Source organism: Thermofilum sp., from assembly GCF_038871435.1.
Classification (GTDB): domain Archaea; phylum Thermoproteota; class Thermoprotei; order Thermofilales; family Thermofilaceae; genus Thermofilum; species Thermofilum adornatum.
This window is the reverse complement of the sequence record NZ_JAVZIC010000001.1, coordinates 203575-220494: the sequence shown is the minus strand read 5'-3', so window position 1 is coordinate 220494 and position 16920 is coordinate 203575. Positions and strand designations below refer to the sequence as shown.

The 16920-nt window shown below is 44.1% G+C and carries 19 protein-coding genes and 1 rRNA gene; 10 read left to right on the top strand and 10 right to left on the bottom strand.

The window, feature by feature from the left end; all coding sequences use genetic code 11:
• The first annotated feature begins 41 nt into the window (after positions 1-41).
• From tes to QXT17_RS01180, 3 genes are all read left to right on the top strand, one after another.
• Positions 42-1874 (top strand): tetraether lipid synthase Tes, encoded by a 1833-nt coding sequence (gene tes / locus QXT17_RS01190; protein WP_020962627.1) that lies wholly within the window; start codon positions 42-44, stop codon positions 1872-1874.
• A 14-nt stretch (positions 1875-1888) separates the two neighbouring features.
• Positions 1889-2365, top strand: coding sequence for a hypothetical protein (locus QXT17_RS01185; protein WP_020962628.1), 477 nt, complete (start codon positions 1889-1891; stop codon positions 2363-2365).
• 150 nt (positions 2366-2515) lie between these two features.
• A complete protein-coding gene (locus tag QXT17_RS01180) occupies positions 2516-2845 on the top strand; it encodes a hypothetical protein (RefSeq protein WP_020962629.1) in 330 nt (109 codons plus the stop codon).
• 36 nt (positions 2846-2881) lie between these two features.
• Here QXT17_RS01180 and QXT17_RS01175 read toward each other — a convergent pair whose 3' ends face one another.
• Positions 2882-3376 carry a PUA domain-containing protein gene (locus QXT17_RS01175; protein ID WP_020962630.1) on the bottom strand — a complete coding sequence of 165 codons (495 nt, stop codon included), beginning with the start codon at positions 3374-3376 and terminating at the stop codon, positions 2882-2884.
• An 86-nt stretch (positions 3377-3462) separates the two neighbouring features.
• Here QXT17_RS01175 and QXT17_RS01170 point away from each other — a divergent pair, with 86 nt between their 5' ends.
• The 5 genes from QXT17_RS01170 (at position 3463) to QXT17_RS01150 (ending at position 7083) form a co-directional block, all read left to right on the top strand.
• Entirely contained in the window at positions 3463-3933 is a 471-nt protein-coding gene (locus QXT17_RS01170; protein ID WP_020962631.1) for a multiprotein bridging factor aMBF1, read from the top strand.
• Between the two features lie 2 nt (positions 3934-3935).
• Positions 3936-5234 (top strand): GTPase HflX, encoded by a 1299-nt coding sequence (gene hflX, locus QXT17_RS01165; RefSeq protein WP_020962632.1) that lies wholly within the window; start codon positions 3936-3938, stop codon positions 5232-5234.
• Between the two features lie 40 nt (positions 5235-5274).
• The gene (locus QXT17_RS01160) at positions 5275-5829 is read left to right on the top strand and encodes a tRNA (cytidine(56)-2'-O)-methyltransferase (RefSeq protein ID WP_020962633.1); all 555 of its coding nucleotides are present in this window, start codon (positions 5275-5277) and stop codon (positions 5827-5829) included.
• A complete protein-coding gene (locus QXT17_RS01155; protein WP_020962634.1) occupies positions 5826-6341 on the top strand; it encodes a TFIIB-type zinc ribbon-containing protein in 516 nt (171 codons plus the stop codon). The genes QXT17_RS01160 and QXT17_RS01155 overlap by 4 nt, the downstream gene beginning before the upstream one ends.
• A gap of 100 nt (positions 6342-6441) precedes the next feature.
• Positions 6442-7083, top strand: a complete 642-nt coding sequence (locus QXT17_RS01150; RefSeq protein ID WP_020962635.1) for a sigma factor-like helix-turn-helix DNA-binding protein — start codon at positions 6442-6444, stop codon at positions 7081-7083.
• Positions 7084-7107: 24 nt separating this feature from the next.
• Here QXT17_RS01150 and QXT17_RS01145 read toward each other — a convergent pair whose 3' ends face one another.
• The 4 genes from QXT17_RS01145 to QXT17_RS01130 are packed head-to-tail and all read right to left on the bottom strand — an operon-like array spanning position 7108 to position 10751.
• Entirely contained in the window at positions 7108-7839 is a 732-nt protein-coding gene (locus QXT17_RS01145; RefSeq protein ID WP_020962636.1) for an energy-coupling factor transporter transmembrane protein EcfT, read from the bottom strand.
• A complete protein-coding gene (locus QXT17_RS01140; protein ID WP_020962637.1) occupies positions 7817-8683 on the bottom strand; it encodes an energy-coupling factor ABC transporter ATP-binding protein in 867 nt (288 codons plus the stop codon). Before QXT17_RS01140 ends, QXT17_RS01145 begins: the two co-directional genes overlap by 23 nt.
• On the bottom strand, positions 8646-9533 hold the full coding sequence (locus QXT17_RS01135; RefSeq protein WP_020962638.1) for an energy-coupling factor ABC transporter ATP-binding protein: 888 nt from the start codon (positions 9531-9533) through the stop codon (positions 8646-8648). Before QXT17_RS01135 ends, QXT17_RS01140 begins: the two co-directional genes overlap by 38 nt.
• An 18-nt stretch (positions 9534-9551) precedes the next feature.
• Positions 9552-10751 carry a redox-regulated ATPase YchF gene (locus tag QXT17_RS01130; protein WP_052885521.1) on the bottom strand — a complete coding sequence of 400 codons (1200 nt, stop codon included), beginning with the start codon at positions 10749-10751 and terminating at the stop codon, positions 9552-9554.
• 38 nt (positions 10752-10789) lie between these two features.
• Here QXT17_RS01130 and QXT17_RS01125 point away from each other — a divergent pair, with 38 nt between their 5' ends.
• Entirely contained in the window at positions 10790-11782 is a 993-nt protein-coding gene (locus QXT17_RS01125) for a hypothetical protein (RefSeq protein WP_020962640.1), read from the top strand.
• 2 nt (positions 11783-11784) lie between these two features.
• Here the strand turns inward: QXT17_RS01125 and QXT17_RS01120 are convergent, their stop codons facing one another.
• From QXT17_RS01120 to QXT17_RS01110, 3 genes are all read right to left on the bottom strand, one after another.
• Positions 11785-12810 carry a Gfo/Idh/MocA family protein gene (locus QXT17_RS01120; protein WP_020962641.1) on the bottom strand — a complete coding sequence of 342 codons (1026 nt, stop codon included), beginning with the start codon at positions 12808-12810 and terminating at the stop codon, positions 11785-11787.
• A gap of 85 nt (positions 12811-12895) precedes the next feature.
• Positions 12896-13012, bottom strand: a 5S ribosomal RNA gene (gene rrf / locus QXT17_RS01115).
• A 119-nt stretch (positions 13013-13131) separates the two neighbouring features.
• Positions 13132-14292, bottom strand: a complete 1161-nt coding sequence (locus QXT17_RS01110; RefSeq protein WP_020962642.1) for an NAD(P)/FAD-dependent oxidoreductase — start codon at positions 14290-14292, stop codon at positions 13132-13134.
• 61 nt (positions 14293-14353) lie between these two features.
• Between QXT17_RS01110 and QXT17_RS01105 the strand changes: the two genes are divergently transcribed.
• Positions 14354-14812 (top strand): helix-turn-helix domain-containing protein, encoded by a 459-nt coding sequence (locus QXT17_RS01105; RefSeq protein WP_020962643.1) that lies wholly within the window; start codon positions 14354-14356, stop codon positions 14810-14812.
• Here QXT17_RS01105 and QXT17_RS01100 read toward each other — a convergent pair.
• Positions 14807-15859 carry an ATP-binding protein gene (locus QXT17_RS01100; RefSeq protein ID WP_020962644.1) on the bottom strand — a complete coding sequence of 351 codons (1053 nt, stop codon included), beginning with the start codon at positions 15857-15859 and terminating at the stop codon, positions 14807-14809. The genes QXT17_RS01105 and QXT17_RS01100 overlap by 6 nt on opposite strands.
• A complete protein-coding gene (locus tag QXT17_RS01095; RefSeq protein WP_148682074.1) occupies positions 15856-16872 on the bottom strand; it encodes a hypothetical protein in 1017 nt (338 codons plus the stop codon). The genes QXT17_RS01100 and QXT17_RS01095 overlap by 4 nt, the downstream gene beginning before the upstream one ends.
• Positions 16873-16920: the final 48 nt, after the last annotated feature.

The following is a 16920-nucleotide window of genomic DNA, read 5'->3' as shown; positions in this document are numbered from 1 at the left end:
TCATGTTTTCAGAATTATCGTAAAATCATTAGTGATGCGTTATGGCACAGAAAAATGTCTCTGTTGAAGAGGAATTCCATATTAATTATTCTCGAATAGCTAACCTGGGTATAGAAGAAATATCCAAAATCGCAGAGGAGGCCCGAGCCAAACTGTTCCCGAAGCCAGGAGTAGACTACAAGATTTACTTGTCTAAGAGGCCACCGCTAAGGGAAGGCGAAGAACTAATCACCTATACTCAGTCAGCCTGTCCAGAATGCAACTCGTTGCTTACAGCGGCTGTTTTCAAGAGAGATGGAAAGGTCTGGATCAGAAAGGTTTGCCCCGAGCATGGAGAATTCGAGGAGCTCTATTTTGGAAGCGTAGAGATGTATGAACGATACAGGAAGTATCAGGTAGACGGCAGGGGAAACATTATTGCCCATTTACCTGTTACAGCGCCATGCCCCTATAACTGTGGAGTTTGTACGCGTCACCGTTCACACGCAGCGCTAATCAACGTTGTACTAACTAATAGGTGCGACCTAAGCTGTTTCTACTGTTTCTTCTATGCCAAAAAGTCGGGCTATGTTTATGAGCCGTCCCTTGAACACTTACGCTACATGTTCAGGCAGGCCAGGCTAACCGAACCAGTCAAGCCCCCGGCTATCCAGCTAACAGGAGGAGAACCTACCCTGAGAGAGGATCTCCTAGACATAATTAGGATAGCCAAGGAAGAGGGATTTACACATATACAGCTAAACACGAACGGGATTAGGCTTGCCTTTGACCCAGATCTAGCTGTTAAAGTCAGACAGGCTGGAGTAAACACTGTTTATATGAGTTTTGACGGAGTGTCCCCCTTTACAAACCCGAAGAACCACTGGGAGGTTCCCTATGCATTGGACAATCTTCGCAAGGCGAAGCTGGGCGTTGTACTTGTCCCAACAGTTATCAAGCACTACAACTTGTCGGAGGTAGGTAAAATAATAGAGTTCGGACTACAAAACAACGACATTGTCCGCGGCGTGAATTTCCAGCCAGTATCTATCGTTGGCAGGATGCCCCGCAAGGAAAGAGACAAAGAAAGAGTAACCATCCCTGATGTTATTAAAAAGATAGAGGAGCAGACAAACGGGCAGATAAGGGAGGAGGACTGGTACCCAGTTCCAAGCGTTGCTCCAATCTCAAGATTTGTAGAAGCTCTAACTGGTAAACCACAGTTAACTCTCACAACTCACTTTGCATGCGGAGCTGCTACATATGTTTTCCAAGACGACGGCGAAATAATACCCATAACCCGGTTCGTGCATGTTGATGAATTCTTCGACTATTTAGACAAGAAGGCTGAAGAGCTTGAGAAAGGAAAGAACAAATACATTGTCATGCTCGACTTGCTTGTAAACCTTAGAAAGTTTGTCGACATGTCTAAGGCTCCTCGGCGCCTACGCGAAGGGAACAAGCTAGTCAAGATGTTCTACAAGATATTCGCAAGACACGACTATAGCAGTCTAGGAGAGTTCCACTACAATGCACTGTTCCTTGGAATGATGCATTTCCAGGACCTGTACAACCACGATGTAGCTAGAGTAATGAGGTGCGACATACACTATATTATGCCGGACGGGAGACAGGTACCCTTCTGCTCATTCAACGTTATCCCGGACCTCTATAGAGACAGAGCCCAGAAAGCATTCTCATATTCATTTGAAGAGTGGGAGAAGATCACAGGAAAGAAGCTAATTGCAGACCACTACAAGAGAAATATAAAGAAACTTATATCAGGCGAGCCCTATAAGAGACACTACTCCAAACTGATAGACATAGACTCTATTCCATACGAGCAACACGTCCTGGCAAGCCAGCGCTTCGGAATCCCCGTTATAGAGGAATAGCAGGGGGTCTCTTCATGGAGACCTTTGCGCTCGAGCTAGAAGCTAGTGACCCAAAGCCTGTAAGTGTCAAGGTAGATTCGTATCTCTTTTGCTTGTCTCAGGGAAAACTTTCCAAACTAATGCCTGTCGAAGAAAAAGAGGTGTCTCCTGAAAGCTTTGAAGACATTACAAGTTTCGACAACGAGATGGGCACAATTGTTGGTTTAACGTATAACGAGATTCTTCATGGTACAGGTTACGCGAAGAAATTATCTTTCAACATTTCACCCGAATGTAAGAAAGCGCTTAAAGTCTACAGAATCATAGACAAGAAAAATGGGAAAATAATCCTAAGGTTTATTGCCCTCGAAGTTTCCAATGGGAGGGTTAGCCTGCTGTATAGCGACCACTTTTCAAAGTCCGAGAAGATGGAATCCATCATTAAAAACTTGTCGAGTAAACTGGGAATAGAATATAAACAGCTTGTAACTCTTGCTAGAGAGTTAGCTTAGCAAGAGGATCATCCTTTTGGGGTTTCTACCTTTTTGCAATGCCTGTTAGACAATTGTCGAGTAAAAAATCTTTATCATAGAAAAACATAAAAACTTTTCCACGTACTTATCATTAAGTATTTAAACCATGATAAAGGTGAGATGACCCATATGTCCCATATACATGAGGAAAAACAAAAACTTTTAGATCATCTTGTGTCTGTTGTCGAAGAACTCTTGAAAAACACTAAATCAGCTCAGATATCCATAAAGTTGCGGACACTTCTCAGATACGCGTATGTCTCATATGTTAAAAAGACCTCCGACATCAATGTGATACGGGGGCTTGTCCCACGTGTTAGGCCTCCCGCGTGGCTGACAAATCAATACTACTATCGGGAAATCGAGATGTTATTGAGAAACAGGTTCAACGCAAAGATAGAGAATAGACGACAGTTTAGGTACGTAGTGTTCAATAAGCAACAAGTTTCTAGGAGATAAAGCGCGTGAAAAGGCTGTCAACTCCTGTTAGGTAATTTATTGTTTTTTCCCATGTCTTGTCTTTACAGCTTTTCCTCTCTTTATTTTTCCCATAGAAGAAGCCGGCAGAACTGCTTTACCGCTCCCGTAAACTTTGATCCCAGAATTTGACTTGGATGTTATGACGACTTCATCGCCTGGAAGAGTCTCCTCGTATACGCCTGTTACATGCTTAGAAAAAACCGTTTTTCCCTCAGCAATAAACGATGCCACATCTTCCGGAACCTCTACAAAGTACTTTTTTCCTTGACTCACTAAGAGTTCCCATCCATGTAACGTAGGCACAAGAAAACCATCGGACAGCCTGATAGTGGCGAAAAGAACATTATCAAGGTAGATTTCTTTCAGCCTCCCAGTCTTCCGTGATCTAGAAACCATAACCCTGGAACGCAAAGAGTCTTCTTCAAATATGTAACCATAGAGATAGCTTAGGAGTGTCTTTATTACCTTTATATCCCACCCGTTTGGTTTTTCCCTTGTCTCAGACTTCATATTTTTCCTAGCGTGACATAGGCTTTTTAACTTTGTCTCTCATAAAATAGAAATGCTTTTAAACAAGGTAGCATTGTTAAGGCAGGATGGCTAAGTGTGAGCTATGCGGAAGGGAGCTGCAAGGTTTAGCATATAGGATCCGTCTCGAAGGGGCAGAGCTAATCGTATGTCCTGCATGTGCGAGAGGAAAAACAATTGTAGGTACTATTAATTTTTCAAGGACGCAGCCACCAAGACAAATTAAAACTGCACCTAAGCCTAAGAAACCTGTAGAGGTTGAACAAACAATAGTAGAAAACTATGGTGACATCATTAGGAATGCTCGTGAAAAAATGGGTCTCACACGTGACATGCTAGCGGCCATGGTTGGTGAAAAAGAGTCAATTATAAGAAGGATAGAGGCGGGGCAACTTGAGCCAACAATTGAACTTGCAAGGAAACTCGAGAAGGTGCTGAAAATCAAGCTTGTAGAGGAAATAATCGACTACGAAATGGAGAGTGGAGACCTGAAAAACTACGATATTACTCTCGGGGACATAGCGGAGTTTAAGGACTAGAAATGTCTGATAGAAAAGCTTCTGACAAAAATTCAGTAGTTATCGCTGGAAGAATAAATTCGCCAGGCGATTTAGCACTTTTTAGAGAACTAAGGGAACTAGCAAATGCGGCCGGCTACATTATTGTCGGTGAAATTATCCAGAAGAGAAAACGTGAGGACCCAAAATACAACATTGGCAGGGGAAAAATATCTGAACTAAAGAAGCTCGTGGAAGACAAGAAACCCCTCAAGATAATTTTTCTGAACAATCTAAAGCCCAGCCAGGCATACAATTTAGCCAAAGAGCTTGGCATAGAGGTAATAGACAGATATGAACTTATTCTTGAAATCTTCGCTAAAAGAGCAGGCAGCAAGGAATCATTACTCCAGATCGAGCTAGCAAAACTAAAGAGGGAACTTAGCTTCGCAAAGGAATATATCAATTTGTCTAAAAGAGGAGAACTACACGGCTTCCTAGGAGGCGGAAAATACGCAGTCGACTCGTACTACACCTATATTTCTTCGAGGATTACAAAGATAGAGGAAGAGCTAGACAAGATTAGGAAAATAAAGAACATGAGATATAACAAGAGAGTCGAAGTGGGTCTTTACACTGTATCTCTAGCGGGGTATACGGGGGCAGGCAAAACAACTCTCTTTAATACTCTCACAAACGAGAAAGGCTATGTAGATGGAAAACCATTCGCTACACTATCTACTCTTTCTAGAAAGGTGAAGCTACAAGGCTATCCAGTCATAATCACGGACACAATAGGCTTTATTGACAGTCTGCCGGAAAGCCTCCTCGACGCTTTTTATACGACTCTCAGAGAGACAATTATTTCCGACGTAATATTACTTGTCGTCGACTTAACGGATCCTATTCCGGAAATCAGGCGAAAGCTTTCTACAAGTATAGATACGTTGCTTAGCCTCGGCATCAACATTTCTAAGGTTTTAGTCGTGGGAAACAAGATAGACAAGGCTACAGGAGAAGAACTCCGGGAAAAGGAAAAACTGCTACAAAATACAGGGCTTGAATACGTGCTTGTCTCTGCGACAAAAAGGATAGGGATACACAGTCTTGTGGAAAAAGTTGTGGAGATGCTTCCAGACAAGCTCCGCGAAAAAATCATAATCAGTGAAGATCAATCACGAGACCTACTTGAAGAAATACTTGAAAAATGTAAGGTAATTAGTTTCACGGGACTAGCAGATAGAAGACTTTTACTAGAGATAGAAGGAAGGCGCCCCATAATCTCAAAAATAAAGGCGAGGAGCAACAACCCTCAGGACGCCTTAAGTGCTCGCGCCTTATAAAAATAATAATGTGTAAAACGAATTAGATATAGATAAGACGATGTGGTGCCCGTCCTTAAACAGAAAAGTCTACGTGCTTAGGATAGGCCATAGACCTGTAAGAGACCACAGAGTAACAACCCACGTTGGGCTAGTTGCAAGGGCTTTCGGGGCAGACGGCATATTTTTAGAGAGACACGTCGAGGAGAGCATAATAAAGTCCCTCGAAAAAGTTGTAGAGACCTGGGGCGGACCCTTCGAGATAGTGAAAACGGTGAATCCTAGACATACAGTGAGAGAGTGGAAAAGAAACGGCGGAATTGTTGTACACCTGACAATGTATGGTGAAAACATTTCTGATGAATTGCTAAACCTTATATTGTTCCAAAACAAAGATATATTAGTGGTTGTGGGGGGCGAGAAAGTGCCGTCATGGCTCTACTACGAATCCGACTATAACATTGCAATAGGCAATCAGCCTCACAGCGAAGTTGCAGCCCTAGCGATCTTTCTGGACAGGCTTTTCAAGGGAAAAGAGCTTACAAGAGAGTTCCACGACGCAAAACTAGTTGTTATCCCCCAGAAGAGAGGCAAAAAAGTGGTGAAAAAAGAATGAGCCAAAACGAGGTCTTAGCCGAACTCGCAGAAAAAATATTTGGAGAAAAAGCAAAAAAGATAATGATACTTCTCTCAAACCACGTCGAAATATCGGACGACGAAATAGCCAAAGAACTCGACATGGATCAGGCAGAGCTCAGGAAAATTTTAAACGACCTATTCGAGGCAAGACTCGTAAAATACAGGCGTGCAAGGGACGAAAACATTGGATGGTACAAGTATTACTGGCGAATAACAGATGAACCCCTAGAAGTACTACTCAATGATAGGAAAAGGCTTACTCTCACTATTCTAGAAAAGCTTCTCAGCCTCGAGGAACAGGCAGAAATCTATGTTTGCCCGAGCTGTGGGGCGCGCTACTCTGTAGTGGAGGCCGAGGACTATGGCTACACGTGTCCCAACTGTGGAGAAGTCCTGGAGCCATACGATAATTCGAAGAGGATAAGAAAGATCAGAGAAGCCATTCAGGCATTGAAGAACTACGAGCCAATAGCTAGTAGTGGAAGCTAATTTTTCCGGGTGACAAGATAATTTATCCAACAATAGATGTTGATTTTACTTTCGGGCCATTGCGTAGATAATTTAACACCGTATTACATCTGTAATACGTATGGCTGGTTATGACCTTAAGGAGATAATTTCCAACCTAACAGATACGGAGAAAAGGATAATTGAGACATACATCCAGAAGGGTGGATCAGCAAAAGAGATCGCTAGCATGCTTAATGTTTCAGAGAGAACAGTATATAAGGCCCTCTACAAGTACAGGAAAGCCGCTCTCGAAATGGGAATTGATCCATCAAACTTCTATTTGAGGAAAACCGTTGTCTCAAGTGCCCCACAAAAACAGTCAATATCGCCAGACGTCATAGAAGAGATGAAAGAACAATTACTAGCAGAGATCACCAGGATAATTGAGGAGAGTATTCAAAAATCGCTTAGGGGCGTTCTCGAAGAGATTCTCTCGGAACAAAAAGCGTCCCTATCACTGAGAAAAGATGAACCAAAGAACATGGCTTTGCAGGAAAGCCAGCTAGAATATGTTTTCCTAAGACTATCAGAGACCCTTGAAAAACTAAATGCAAACATTGAGAAACTCAACCAGAAGATAGATAAATTAGACGTTCCTAGACAATCCAGTGGCAATTCTAGCGCATGGAGCCAGGAAACATACACAGTTGAAACCTCGCTACCAAGTTTTGTTCAGGGAAATCCTTGGATCGATATACTGTCCCGCCCAAGAGTTCCCTAAAGATTCCATTCTCGAATCGTGTTTTTAAAGGAATCCGAAAGAATATAATAGAAATGTCCCCAGTAGTGCTAGCCCTATAGCCAAGTAGTCTTTCCACGTGAACTTTAGAGAAACAAGCCTCGTGGGCTTCACGTCTAGCCCGTATCCCCTTGCCTCGAGGGCCTCGGCAATCATCATGCTTCTCCTTACCTCGAAGATTATTAAGGGAACAAGTAGGTAAACATAGTTTTTTATCCTGTTATAGAGCCTGCCTTTTTCTAGTTCGAGACCCCGACTTCTCAAGGCATCCGAGACTATTTGTATGTCATTTGCTAGTGTGGGGACAAACCTGAAAGACATGTTTATGAGAAGGGAAAAATCTCTTGGAACACCAACCCCCTCGAGAGCTATTCCAATCTCTTCTGGCGAAGTAGAATTGAAGAAAAGTGCAAACGAGGTTATGAGCGTTGTGAAGCGAAGAGTCATTACGAGGGCATAGATTGCTCCCTGAAGATTAGGCGTGAAAACAAAGTTCAGCGTGAAGATTAGGACAAGTAAGAAAAGGGAGCCATAAAGGCCTCTAAGTATGACTCGTACACGTTTAGCCATAAAGGACAAGATAAGTACACACGTTAGCACTATTAACTGTGTGTCCAGCCTAGAAGAGTATATGGCTAGGAAGGCGAGAACAGTGCTCAGGAAGAACCTTGTCCTAGGGTCAAGCCTGTCGTATGGAGAGTCCTTTTTTATCGTTTTAAATGCTCGAAGTGCCTCCATTTGTCTCCCTCATTTTTGAGATGATTTCCCGAGACAAGTCTTCCACCGACAAATAATCATATCTATCCAGCAGTGATTTCCCATAAAGAGCTCTCGATATCCTCACTAATTGAGGTGGGAGAAGATTACCTCTCCTAATAACGTTGTAGTCTGTCAGGACTCGATGCGGGGGGCCTTCGGCAATTATTTTTCCCTGCGACATAACAATTATTCTCTGAACGTACATCGTCACGAACTCGACGTCATGCGTTACGAGAACAATGGTCTTGCCCATTAGCTTTAGTAGCTTAATTATCTCGGAAATCTTCTCTTTTTGTAGATAGTCTTGTCCAGCTGTGGGCTCATCTAGCACGATGACTTCTGGATCATAAGCTAATACAGAGGCTATCGCCAGTCTCTTCCTCTCTCCAACGCTCAACATGAACGGGCTATTATCACGGTACTGGTAGAGCTCTAGAATGTTCAGTGCCCATTTTACTCTGTTCTCGATTGCGTCCTCTGGGAATCCAAAGTTTCTTAAAGGAAAGGCAACCTCGTCGAAAACAGTCTCGGCGAAGAGTTGATGGTCAGGATTCTGGAAAACAATCCCCACTATTCTAGACAATTCAGCGACGCTTGTCTCCCGTGTGTCTTTATCTTTTACCTTTATTCTACCACGCGTAGGCTTAAGCAGTCCGTTGAAATGCTTGATTAATGTTGTTTTTCCTGCACCGTTTTCACCCATGATTGCTACAATTTCTCCCCTTAGCACATAGTTTGTTACGCCTCTGAGCGCCTGTATGCCTTCTGGATACTCGTAGTAAACGTTATCTATCTCTATTATCTTCTCTTCGCTTTCGCTCATCCAAGCCACCTTTAGACAATTTACGGATAATTTCTAGAGCCATAGCTTCTGGAACAAGTTTATCAATATTTACGGGGAAACCGCTACTTTGCAACTTCTTGGACAGTTGAACCATGGGCGGCACCCCCACGATGTAGTCAGTCTTGAGTACTGTTTCAAGAGGCGGACCGTCAGCTATTATTTGTCCCTCGTTCATCACGACGACCCGGGTTGCGAACTGTAGTGCTATTTCGAGCCTGTGCTCGATAAGTATCGTGAGCATCCTGTGTTCCCTTGTCTTTTTTGCTATAAGTCCAAGCATCTTTAGCGCGGATAAGGGATCAAGGTTTGCTGTAGGCTCGTCTAGAATAAGTATCTGTGGCTCCATAATCATTACCGAGGCCAATGCAACTTTCTGTTGTTGCCCACTGCTAAGCTCAAATGGCGACCTTTGACGTAGATCTTCGATTCCATACTCCCTCAGAACCTGGTCTATCTTTTTTCTTATCTCGGCTGGCGGCACACCGAGGTTTTCAAGCCCAAAAGCTAGTTCACGCTCCACTGTGTTGAAGAATAGCTGGTTTTCTGGGTTCTGAAAGACAAAGCCAACGGTTTTCGCGAATTTAGCTGTAGGGGTTTTTCTCGGGTCATAGCCTGCTATATCTATTTCGCCTTGAAGCTGGCCCCCATAGAAGTTTGGAATAAGCCCGTTAAATATTCTAGCAAGTGTACTTTTGCCACAACCGCTCGGGCCAATTAATAGTATGATTTCATCTCTGTATCCATCGAAGTTGATGTTTTTCAGGGTTTGAGTCTCTGAGTCTGGGTAGCGGTAGCTTACGTCCCTTAGATAGACGAGCTTTTCTCTCATATCACGTTCTACTTTTTATTAATGGGAGGTTACAATTTTTATTACCATTCTGTGCGTCAGTTTATCGTTGCTTGAAAGCCTTCTGCCTGTCCTAGCGTCAATGGCAAAGGCAAAGCGTTTTCCTATCTCTGTATGGATTTCGAAGGCGAGATCCCTCGGGGTAGCGTCTCCCTTTACGAGAAAAGCGTCGGGTAGCACATTTCCCTTAGAGTCAGAAAAGGTTTTTTCATTCTCAACTGGGAAGACAACTATCATTCCGAGCTTCTCAAAGACGGCCTTGTTTATTGCTTCCTGGACACCCGTGGACCCCCAACGCTTGAGGACTTTTTCACGTATATACTCGAGTGCTTTCCTTTGATCGCTTGTTGGGTCGCCAGTTATCTCAAAGTCGCCGTCTCCAGGCAAGTATCGGATTAGTCCAGCCTTGTCCGCTTTTCTCAGAGCTAGTTCTGCTTCTGCAGATGTAGGCACCACAATGTATCTGTCTCCTAGCTCCTGTTGCATCCTTTTTATATTGTCAATGGAAACATCAATATCCGCCTTGTTCGCAGCTATGACGATGGGTTTTGCTTTTTTAAGCAGAAACCTTACAAGGTCTAGCAAGTTTTCCTGCGACCAGCTAGTTGCCTTTTTACCTCTCAGCCCAAGCTCGTCTATTGCTTGGTCAACAATGCTTGCGCTTATCCCGAGGCCTGTAAACTTTGCATACAGCTCCTCATAGTTTTTCTGGAAATCTATGAGTTTAGATATTTTCTCCCAGTCCTTGCTGAGAATCTGGTAGACCCACATTTCGAGCTCTTTTTCAAGGAAAGCAACGTCCTTCAAGGGGTCATGTGTGCCGGGCGGGACGGGCTGTCCCTCCTCGTTGGTGGACCCACTTGCATCGACCACGTGGATGAGTACGGGTGCGCGTCTAAGGTGGTCTAGAAACATGTTACCTAGGCCTCTTCCCTGCCATGCTCCAGGAACAAGGCCGGCCACGTCGATGAGTTCGACTGGGACGAATCTCCACCCGTCGATGCATATAGAGTTGCGGGGGTTGTCTTTGACTCCTAGTTCCCGGCAGACGCATTGGGTTTTTACATAGCCAATGCCAATGTTTGGATTTATGGTAGTGAAGGGATAGGGTGCTCTCTTTACGTCTATCAGTGTAGCTGCCGCGAAAAATGTTGACTTACCAGTGTTGGGCTTCCCTACTATGCCAACTTGAATCACAATTTTTTAAAAAGAAAGTGACACAAATATCTTGTGGCTTTATGTGGCCCTGCATAGCTATTTCAGGGTCTAGCTATTTTGCCTCGGTCTTCTCTTTTTGGTTGAGAAACCTTTCCCCCAGAATTGACATTGTAATCCAAGACGAGATAGGGAAAGAAATAACGAGCCCTCGAATGCTTAGATACATGGGTAAAAAGAGCATCCCAGCTATGTCACAAGAGGTCTTTAGCAGGCTCTACTACCCGAGGATGAACATTGAAGAGCCAAACGAAGAGTGTTTCCGGATCAGGATAAAAGAACCAAGTCTCGAAAGAGTACACCTTTCTTCATGCCAAAAATTATTGGAATTAATACAAAAAAGCGGGAGAGTCGTTCTTCCAGCGTGTATCCACACTGCACAGCTAGCTCTTTATGGCAACGAGATTGGCCTAGACCTAAAGATAAGTGGGTCATTAAACGAGGAGGCCCCGAAGGAATTTCTTGAACAAGTCAACCTGGTTCTCAACGAGAAAAAACTTATCGCAGATGAGCCTGTCAGCGTTGGACAGGAAGACATATGTAAGCCTGGACATGTAATTTTTGAAGCTCCCTATGGTTGGAAGACTGAGGCAAAAATTTATCCCTACTTCGACGAAAACATAACTCAGTGGGCAGCCTATTTTTCCCTTCTTGTCGTAGGTATGAGAGAAAACATTGGTAGACCGGAAAGTCTTTGGGTAATTGAGGACCCTGGAGAAAGAATATTCCTCTATAAGGGGTCTCCACGCACCGAGTCCTCTGTAAAAGTTTCCTTGACGCGGGACAGCTACTGCCGGCTACTGCTTTCAAAAAGAACCAAGAGGATAGCAGGCATATTCTGTAGCATAGATGCCCGGGAACCCTCTCTTCTAGGAGATATTTACTCCAGCTTCGTAGAGAAAAGTGAGCCTTGCAAGATGATGCCGGAGATAGCTGTTACAGAGTCAGAGCTTTTCAAAGAAAACAAATTGCTGAGGGCTCTAGTTGCCTCCTGGTTCAAGCTGTGCTGGGGCTAGCACTATAGGAATCGCTGTATATCGTTCCAATCTATTTTGACTATTTGTCCTTTCTCTGATGCCTCTAGAGCCTTCACTATGCACTTGAGTGCGACATAGCCTATTAAGCCGTCCACCTTTGGCTTTTTGTTATTCTTTACAGCTTCCAGAAAGTTTCTTAGCTCTGCCTTTAGAGGCTCCTCCTGCAAATATGAAATCTCAATGTAGCTGTTCTCAGAAAAAACAGAGGTTTCAAGCCCATCCCGTGGAATCTGCTCAACACCCTTGTCGACGATAATCCTCCTCAAGATGTAGTCTACCCTAAGCACTTTGTCTTCTGTTCTGATTGTGAGGCTTCTGTGCTTGTAGCTTGGCGCTGTTCTCCAGCTTGCAATAAGGGAGGCAAATTTTCCGTCTGGATAGCTGTAGAAAGCCGCTATCTCGACCTCGTAGGGGAAGTCCTCCTTGTGAAACTTGTATGAAAAAACACCTGTGGGGAGATTCTCCATAAACATATTTGAGACATCTATGTCATGGACTAATAGGTCGTGGGCGACCCCTAGATTTAACGTATAGTTTGTCGCAGGTCCGGGACCAAGCCTTTTTGCATCTATGCTTAGTATATCTTTTCCCTTGACGAGACTGTATGTTGCCTCCACGATGGGGTTGAATCTCTCGATATGTCCGACTGCCAGCTTTCTACCTTGTTTCTCTGCTTTTTCAAGTAGACTATACCCCTCCTCAAGTGTTGCCGCCAATGGTTTCTCTACTATCACATTCGTGTATTCCAGGATTCTAGATGCAACTTTGAAGTGGTAAACAGTAGGGACAGCTACTACTGCCGCGTCAAGTTCCTTTTCATTTTTAAGGAAATCTTCTAGGGAAACATAGTATGTGTCTGCCTTAAACATGTTAGCTGTGTTTTTAGCACGCTCAGCGTCGGCATCAACTATGACGAGCCTGTCTACGAGATCCTTTAGAGAAGAAAGCACACGCACGTGGTTGCGCCCCCATCTCCCAACACCGATAACTCCAACACTTAGGCTCATGGGTCTTCCAGCCTCTAAGAAGAAAGAACAAAATAAACCTATCCTTGTTCTTATAAAGCGAAGACCTAAATAGATGGGCAGAAGCCGCGTACGCCACGCGCCGTTCGCGGGGCCGCAGACCCCACTACTTGGACGCGCGTGCCGAGCTTAACTTCGGAGTTCTGATGGGATCCGGTGTTGCCTCGGCACTATGAGCGTACGCGGCGTTAAAAAGTATCGAATAAAGGCAAATATAAATTTTTTCTTTGCCTTGTTTCAGTAAAAACAACATGGATTTTAAAAATGTTAATTGAAAAATAATGTTGAATAAATTTTAATGATTTAGCTAAGCAAGGCTCGGGCCAGCTTTATACTGAATAGTGGATGCTTAAGTAGTTTCACAGCTACCGAGGCAACGTTTTCCCCATTTGCTAGGTTTACCACGTCCTCCGGTGACAATATTTCTGCTAGCTGGTTGAGCTCGTCGTCTGAAAGCTTCTCAATCGCGTGCAGGCCTTTAAGGCTGTCCTTTATTCGCTTACCCCAGTATTCATTATACTTGTCCTTGTACTCTGACAGCCTTTGTTTGGACAGGTTGCCTTCTTCAAGGGCCTTCGCTGTGACTTCGGCGGCTATTTTTCCTCCAGCGATAGAGGTATGAATGCCTCCACCGGTTAAAGGAATGACTTGTCCCGCGGCCTCACCTATTAGTATCGCGTGGTCTGTCACGATTTCGCTTAGCATCCCACCTATTGTCACGGCTGCGCCCCTGAACTCCAGTATGTCGACTTTCTTGAAGATCTCTGGATGCATTTTGATGAACTTGTCTAGATACGCCTTGGGCGCTGCCCCCTGGACGCCTATGCCAACGTTTGCTAGGCGTCCGTCCTTTGGAAAGATCCACACGTAGCCCTTTGGTGCCACATCGTTGCCAAGGAAGAAATAGGTCATGTCTGGGTCGTGGACATCAACATTAGGCATCACGTACTGAATGGCTGGGATGACTTTTCTCTCGCCCGGCTTCTCCAGGCCCAAGGTCCGCGAGACGAAGGATAAATAGCCGTCTGCGCCCACCAAAAGCTTTGCTTCGAGCTCCATTGTACGCGTCTTGACTAGCCAGTGGTCTTTTTGGAATGTGAGTTCTTTGACAGGCTCTTTCATGTATATTTCTGCTCCCGTAGAGGCTGAGTATTCGCCCATCACTCTGAGAAAATTCTTTTTATCGATTACGTAGCCCATTTCCCCCTCTTCTTTTACAATGACCTCTTTTCCATTCGGAGCAACAATCACTGCCCCCTTAATTACATGAGAAATGAATCGGTTATAGTCAGATTTTTCTATCTCGGCAGTTTTGAGGACACGTGCGCTTATGCCCTCGCCGCAAGGCTTGACGGCTAGCTGTTCATTTTTCTCCACGACGGCAACCTTAAAACCCTTGGCGGCCAGTACACGGGAATACATGAGACCGGCTGGTCCAGCTCCAACCACTAATGCGTCGTACATGTTAGTCCCCCTTGCAGGGTAATATTTAAAGGGGCGGTATAAAAATTATACTTCAAGGGAAATGTACATGGATGTGGACATGTTCTGGGAAGACGTCGAGAAAAGAGTGAAAAAGGTCATCGATGGGGTAGAAGAGACACTCAAGGTCATGCTTGAAAACAAGAAGTTAACAGTTGAGGAGGCACAGGAAATCTTGGATTCTCTTGCTCCAAGTTTTTCCCTGCTTGCTAGAAAAGGTGTTCTGCAGATTCTATACACATTGTTGCTTCTGGGACCATGCACGTTTACAGAGCTTCTAGAATCCTCAAAGGTAAATCGCAGAACGCTCTCTTTTCGGCTGAAACAGCTTCAACGTGAAGCAATGATAACTAGATATATAGAGACGGTCGACAGGGAGAGGCAAGGAAAGACTCTCTATGTATTGACAGAGAAGGGGAGGTCTGCGGCGCTCCTTGCCATCCCCCTTATCTACTACATATCGAAGATGCATAAATCTTCTAGTCTCCATAACTCGCTATAGAACAAAAGGATCTATTTCAAGAACTATTCTCCTAGGCCTTGGGTCTCCAGACCTAAAAAGAAGAGCGTTCCCCCTGGTTCCAAAAGCTATGTGGTCAAATTCTTCTCTGCCAAGCGAAAATAGGGAAGCTATGTCAGCAATGTAGCTCTCGGGTCCAGAGAGCGCCACCACGTATCCTGCTAGCTGGAAGATCCTTGGGTCAAATTCTCGGGGGAGCTGTGTGACGGCAAGTATGCTCAGGCCGAACTTTCGTATCTCCTTGAATAGTCTTAGGAAGTAGTCTTTTAGCAGATGTGCCTCTTCTAGGACAACTATTAGGTCCACCCTATTTCTAGAACCAAGACTCCTCATATATCCTTCTAGTAGGAGAAGTAAAATCTGTGAAGCAGTGGCATGAAGCTCTCGCGAGACTAAGGTCGGAAACGTAATGTGGAGGTTCTTTTCAGCGAGCTCTCTTATTTTGAAGCCGTCCTCGGAATAGAGTTTTCGCAGATCATCATATATACGTTTGAGGTTGGGATCCTCATTTTTTACTCTTTCGAACGGATACAGACTTTTCTCTTCAAAGCATTTAGCTAGGATTTCTCTTAGAATGCTCCTATACCCGGGAAATGCATATATTTTCTCGAGGTAATAGGAAAGCTCGCTGGCAAGCTCTTCGGGGCTCCAGCCAGGGTGTTCCATGAAGTATATTTTTTCCACGGTGAGCTCTAGTCTCGTGTCCATTATGCTTGTATAGGATTTTTCGCTGTGTGGGTCTATTACCCACTCCTTTATGCCCATTTTCTGGGCCTGCAAGAGGATATGTCTAGCAAGTGTTGATTTTCCTGAACCAGTGGATCCTACGATTACTCCATGCATGTTAGGCAATTTGGAGGGGTTAACCCTGACTTCTCTTCCTCTATCGTCTCGGCCTAGTATAAACCCATGAGTTTCTTCTGGGGGAGACAGTATACTGAAAGGGGTGAATATTGCTAGGTCGCCTGATAGACCGAAAGCCTCGCGTGAAAAGGCTTTTCTCATGTAATGATAAAGGGTTTCGCTCATTCTAGGACACCTAGAGGAAGCAGGGATTTTTTAAATATGAAACCCACAGTTTTCAGGATTTTTACCTCGTTTTGTGTAGCAGCTAAGAGGCCTGATACGAGGTATAAGCTTTCTCTTCTCTCCCATCTTCGTCTGCTTGCTGCAAAAAACTTTGCACTGCTGTGGATGACGGAAAGCTTGTCGAGCGCGGTACCAAGCTCGTAATCTCTATAGGCTTTCGAATCTATTTCGTGTTCTACGTGTAATGGGCCCGGCGTTAGCCGTAGTAGTAAGAATATTTTGTCTGAAATGCTGTAGATCAATTGGGCTCGGGAAAAGATATCGAAGATTGAGGGATACGAATAGAAACTTTGAATAGAGTCTAGCGTATAGAGCTCAGTAGAGTTCTTCCTCCTGTATCCGTGAAGATTTCCTGGAAAACTTGCTAAGAGGAGTGCTGAGGAGACGGGAAACAAAACAGGTGTCTTAAAGAAAAGGATTGAACCAAGGATTGCTAGGAAAAATTTTCTCAATTTGTTTCTTTTCGCTTTTTCTATGAAATCTGGACGCAGAATTCTATAGACTTCTGAACCACTCATAGGTCTGAAACTTAAACCGTGTCTCTCAAATGAACGTTTAAGTCTATAAACTTCGCTCTTTATTTTTTCAGGTAAAGCTTCGAATCTGTTTGTGCACATCCTAGTGACGATGAAATATCTTCCCCTGTCAACTACTATAAAATAGGTATTATTTCCTGTAAAAGTTGTATTTATAAAACTCTGGGTATAAAACCAGAATCTCTTTTCGCTCAAGTCGTTAACGTTGTGGCGTACATCAAAGAGCTCAAACCCTATGTAGATGCATGTCTCATGCTTCCTAGCTTCCATGCAAAAATCCTCATCAATCGAGATTTCTCTAAGCGGATAACCTCCCAAAGCGAAAATAAGCGACCAGACGTATATCTCTGGGAAGAAGAGTAGAAGAGATAAACTAATTATGGCTTGTCCTACTAGCTTCTCCTCTGGTCTACTCATGAGAAATATTCCCAGAGCAAAAAGCAGAAGAACAAAAAGATACCTTGT

Bases quoted from the DNA above. Each gene is read 5' to 3' on its own strand.
- QXT17_RS01100 (WP_020962644.1), bottom strand. From the start codon at position 15,859: ATGAGCGAAACCCTTTATCATTACATGAGAAAAGCCTTTTCACGCGAG.
- QXT17_RS01095 (WP_148682074.1), bottom strand. From the start codon at position 16,872: ATGAGTAGACCAGAGGAGAAGCTAGTAGGACAAGCCATAATTAGTTTA.
- QXT17_RS01145 (WP_020962636.1), bottom strand. From the start codon at position 7,839: ATGGAGGCACTTCGAGCATTTAAAACGATAAAAAAGGACTCTCCATAC.
- QXT17_RS01185 (WP_020962628.1), top strand. From the start codon at position 1,889: ATGGAGACCTTTGCGCTCGAGCTAGAAGCTAGTGACCCAAAGCCTGTA.
- QXT17_RS01170 (WP_020962631.1), top strand. From the start codon at position 3,463: ATGGCTAAGTGTGAGCTATGCGGAAGGGAGCTGCAAGGTTTAGCATAT.
- hflX (WP_020962632.1), top strand. From the start codon at position 3,936: ATGTCTGATAGAAAAGCTTCTGACAAAAATTCAGTAGTTATCGCTGGA.
- QXT17_RS01175 (WP_020962630.1), bottom strand. From the start codon at position 3,376: ATGAAGTCTGAGACAAGGGAAAAACCAAACGGGTGGGATATAAAGGTA.
- QXT17_RS01105 (WP_020962643.1), top strand. From the start codon at position 14,354: ATGTACATGGATGTGGACATGTTCTGGGAAGACGTCGAGAAAAGAGTG.
- QXT17_RS01125 (WP_020962640.1), top strand. From the start codon at position 10,790: ATGTGGCCCTGCATAGCTATTTCAGGGTCTAGCTATTTTGCCTCGGTC.
- QXT17_RS01120 (WP_020962641.1), bottom strand. From the start codon at position 12,810: ATGAGCCTAAGTGTTGGAGTTATCGGTGTTGGGAGATGGGGGCGCAAC.
- QXT17_RS01160 (WP_020962633.1), top strand. From the start codon at position 5,275: ATGTGGTGCCCGTCCTTAAACAGAAAAGTCTACGTGCTTAGGATAGGC.
- QXT17_RS01155 (WP_020962634.1), top strand. From the start codon at position 5,826: ATGAGCCAAAACGAGGTCTTAGCCGAACTCGCAGAAAAAATATTTGGA.
- QXT17_RS01180 (WP_020962629.1), top strand. From the start codon at position 2,516: ATGTCCCATATACATGAGGAAAAACAAAAACTTTTAGATCATCTTGTG.
- QXT17_RS01110 (WP_020962642.1), bottom strand. From the start codon at position 14,292: ATGTACGACGCATTAGTGGTTGGAGCTGGACCAGCCGGTCTCATGTAT.
- QXT17_RS01150 (WP_020962635.1), top strand. From the start codon at position 6,442: ATGGCTGGTTATGACCTTAAGGAGATAATTTCCAACCTAACAGATACG.
- QXT17_RS01135 (WP_020962638.1), bottom strand. From the start codon at position 9,533: ATGAGAGAAAAGCTCGTCTATCTAAGGGACGTAAGCTACCGCTACCCA.
- tes (WP_020962627.1), top strand. From the start codon at position 42: ATGGCACAGAAAAATGTCTCTGTTGAAGAGGAATTCCATATTAATTAT.
- QXT17_RS01140 (WP_020962637.1), bottom strand. From the start codon at position 8,683: ATGAGCGAAAGCGAAGAGAAGATAATAGAGATAGATAACGTTTACTAC.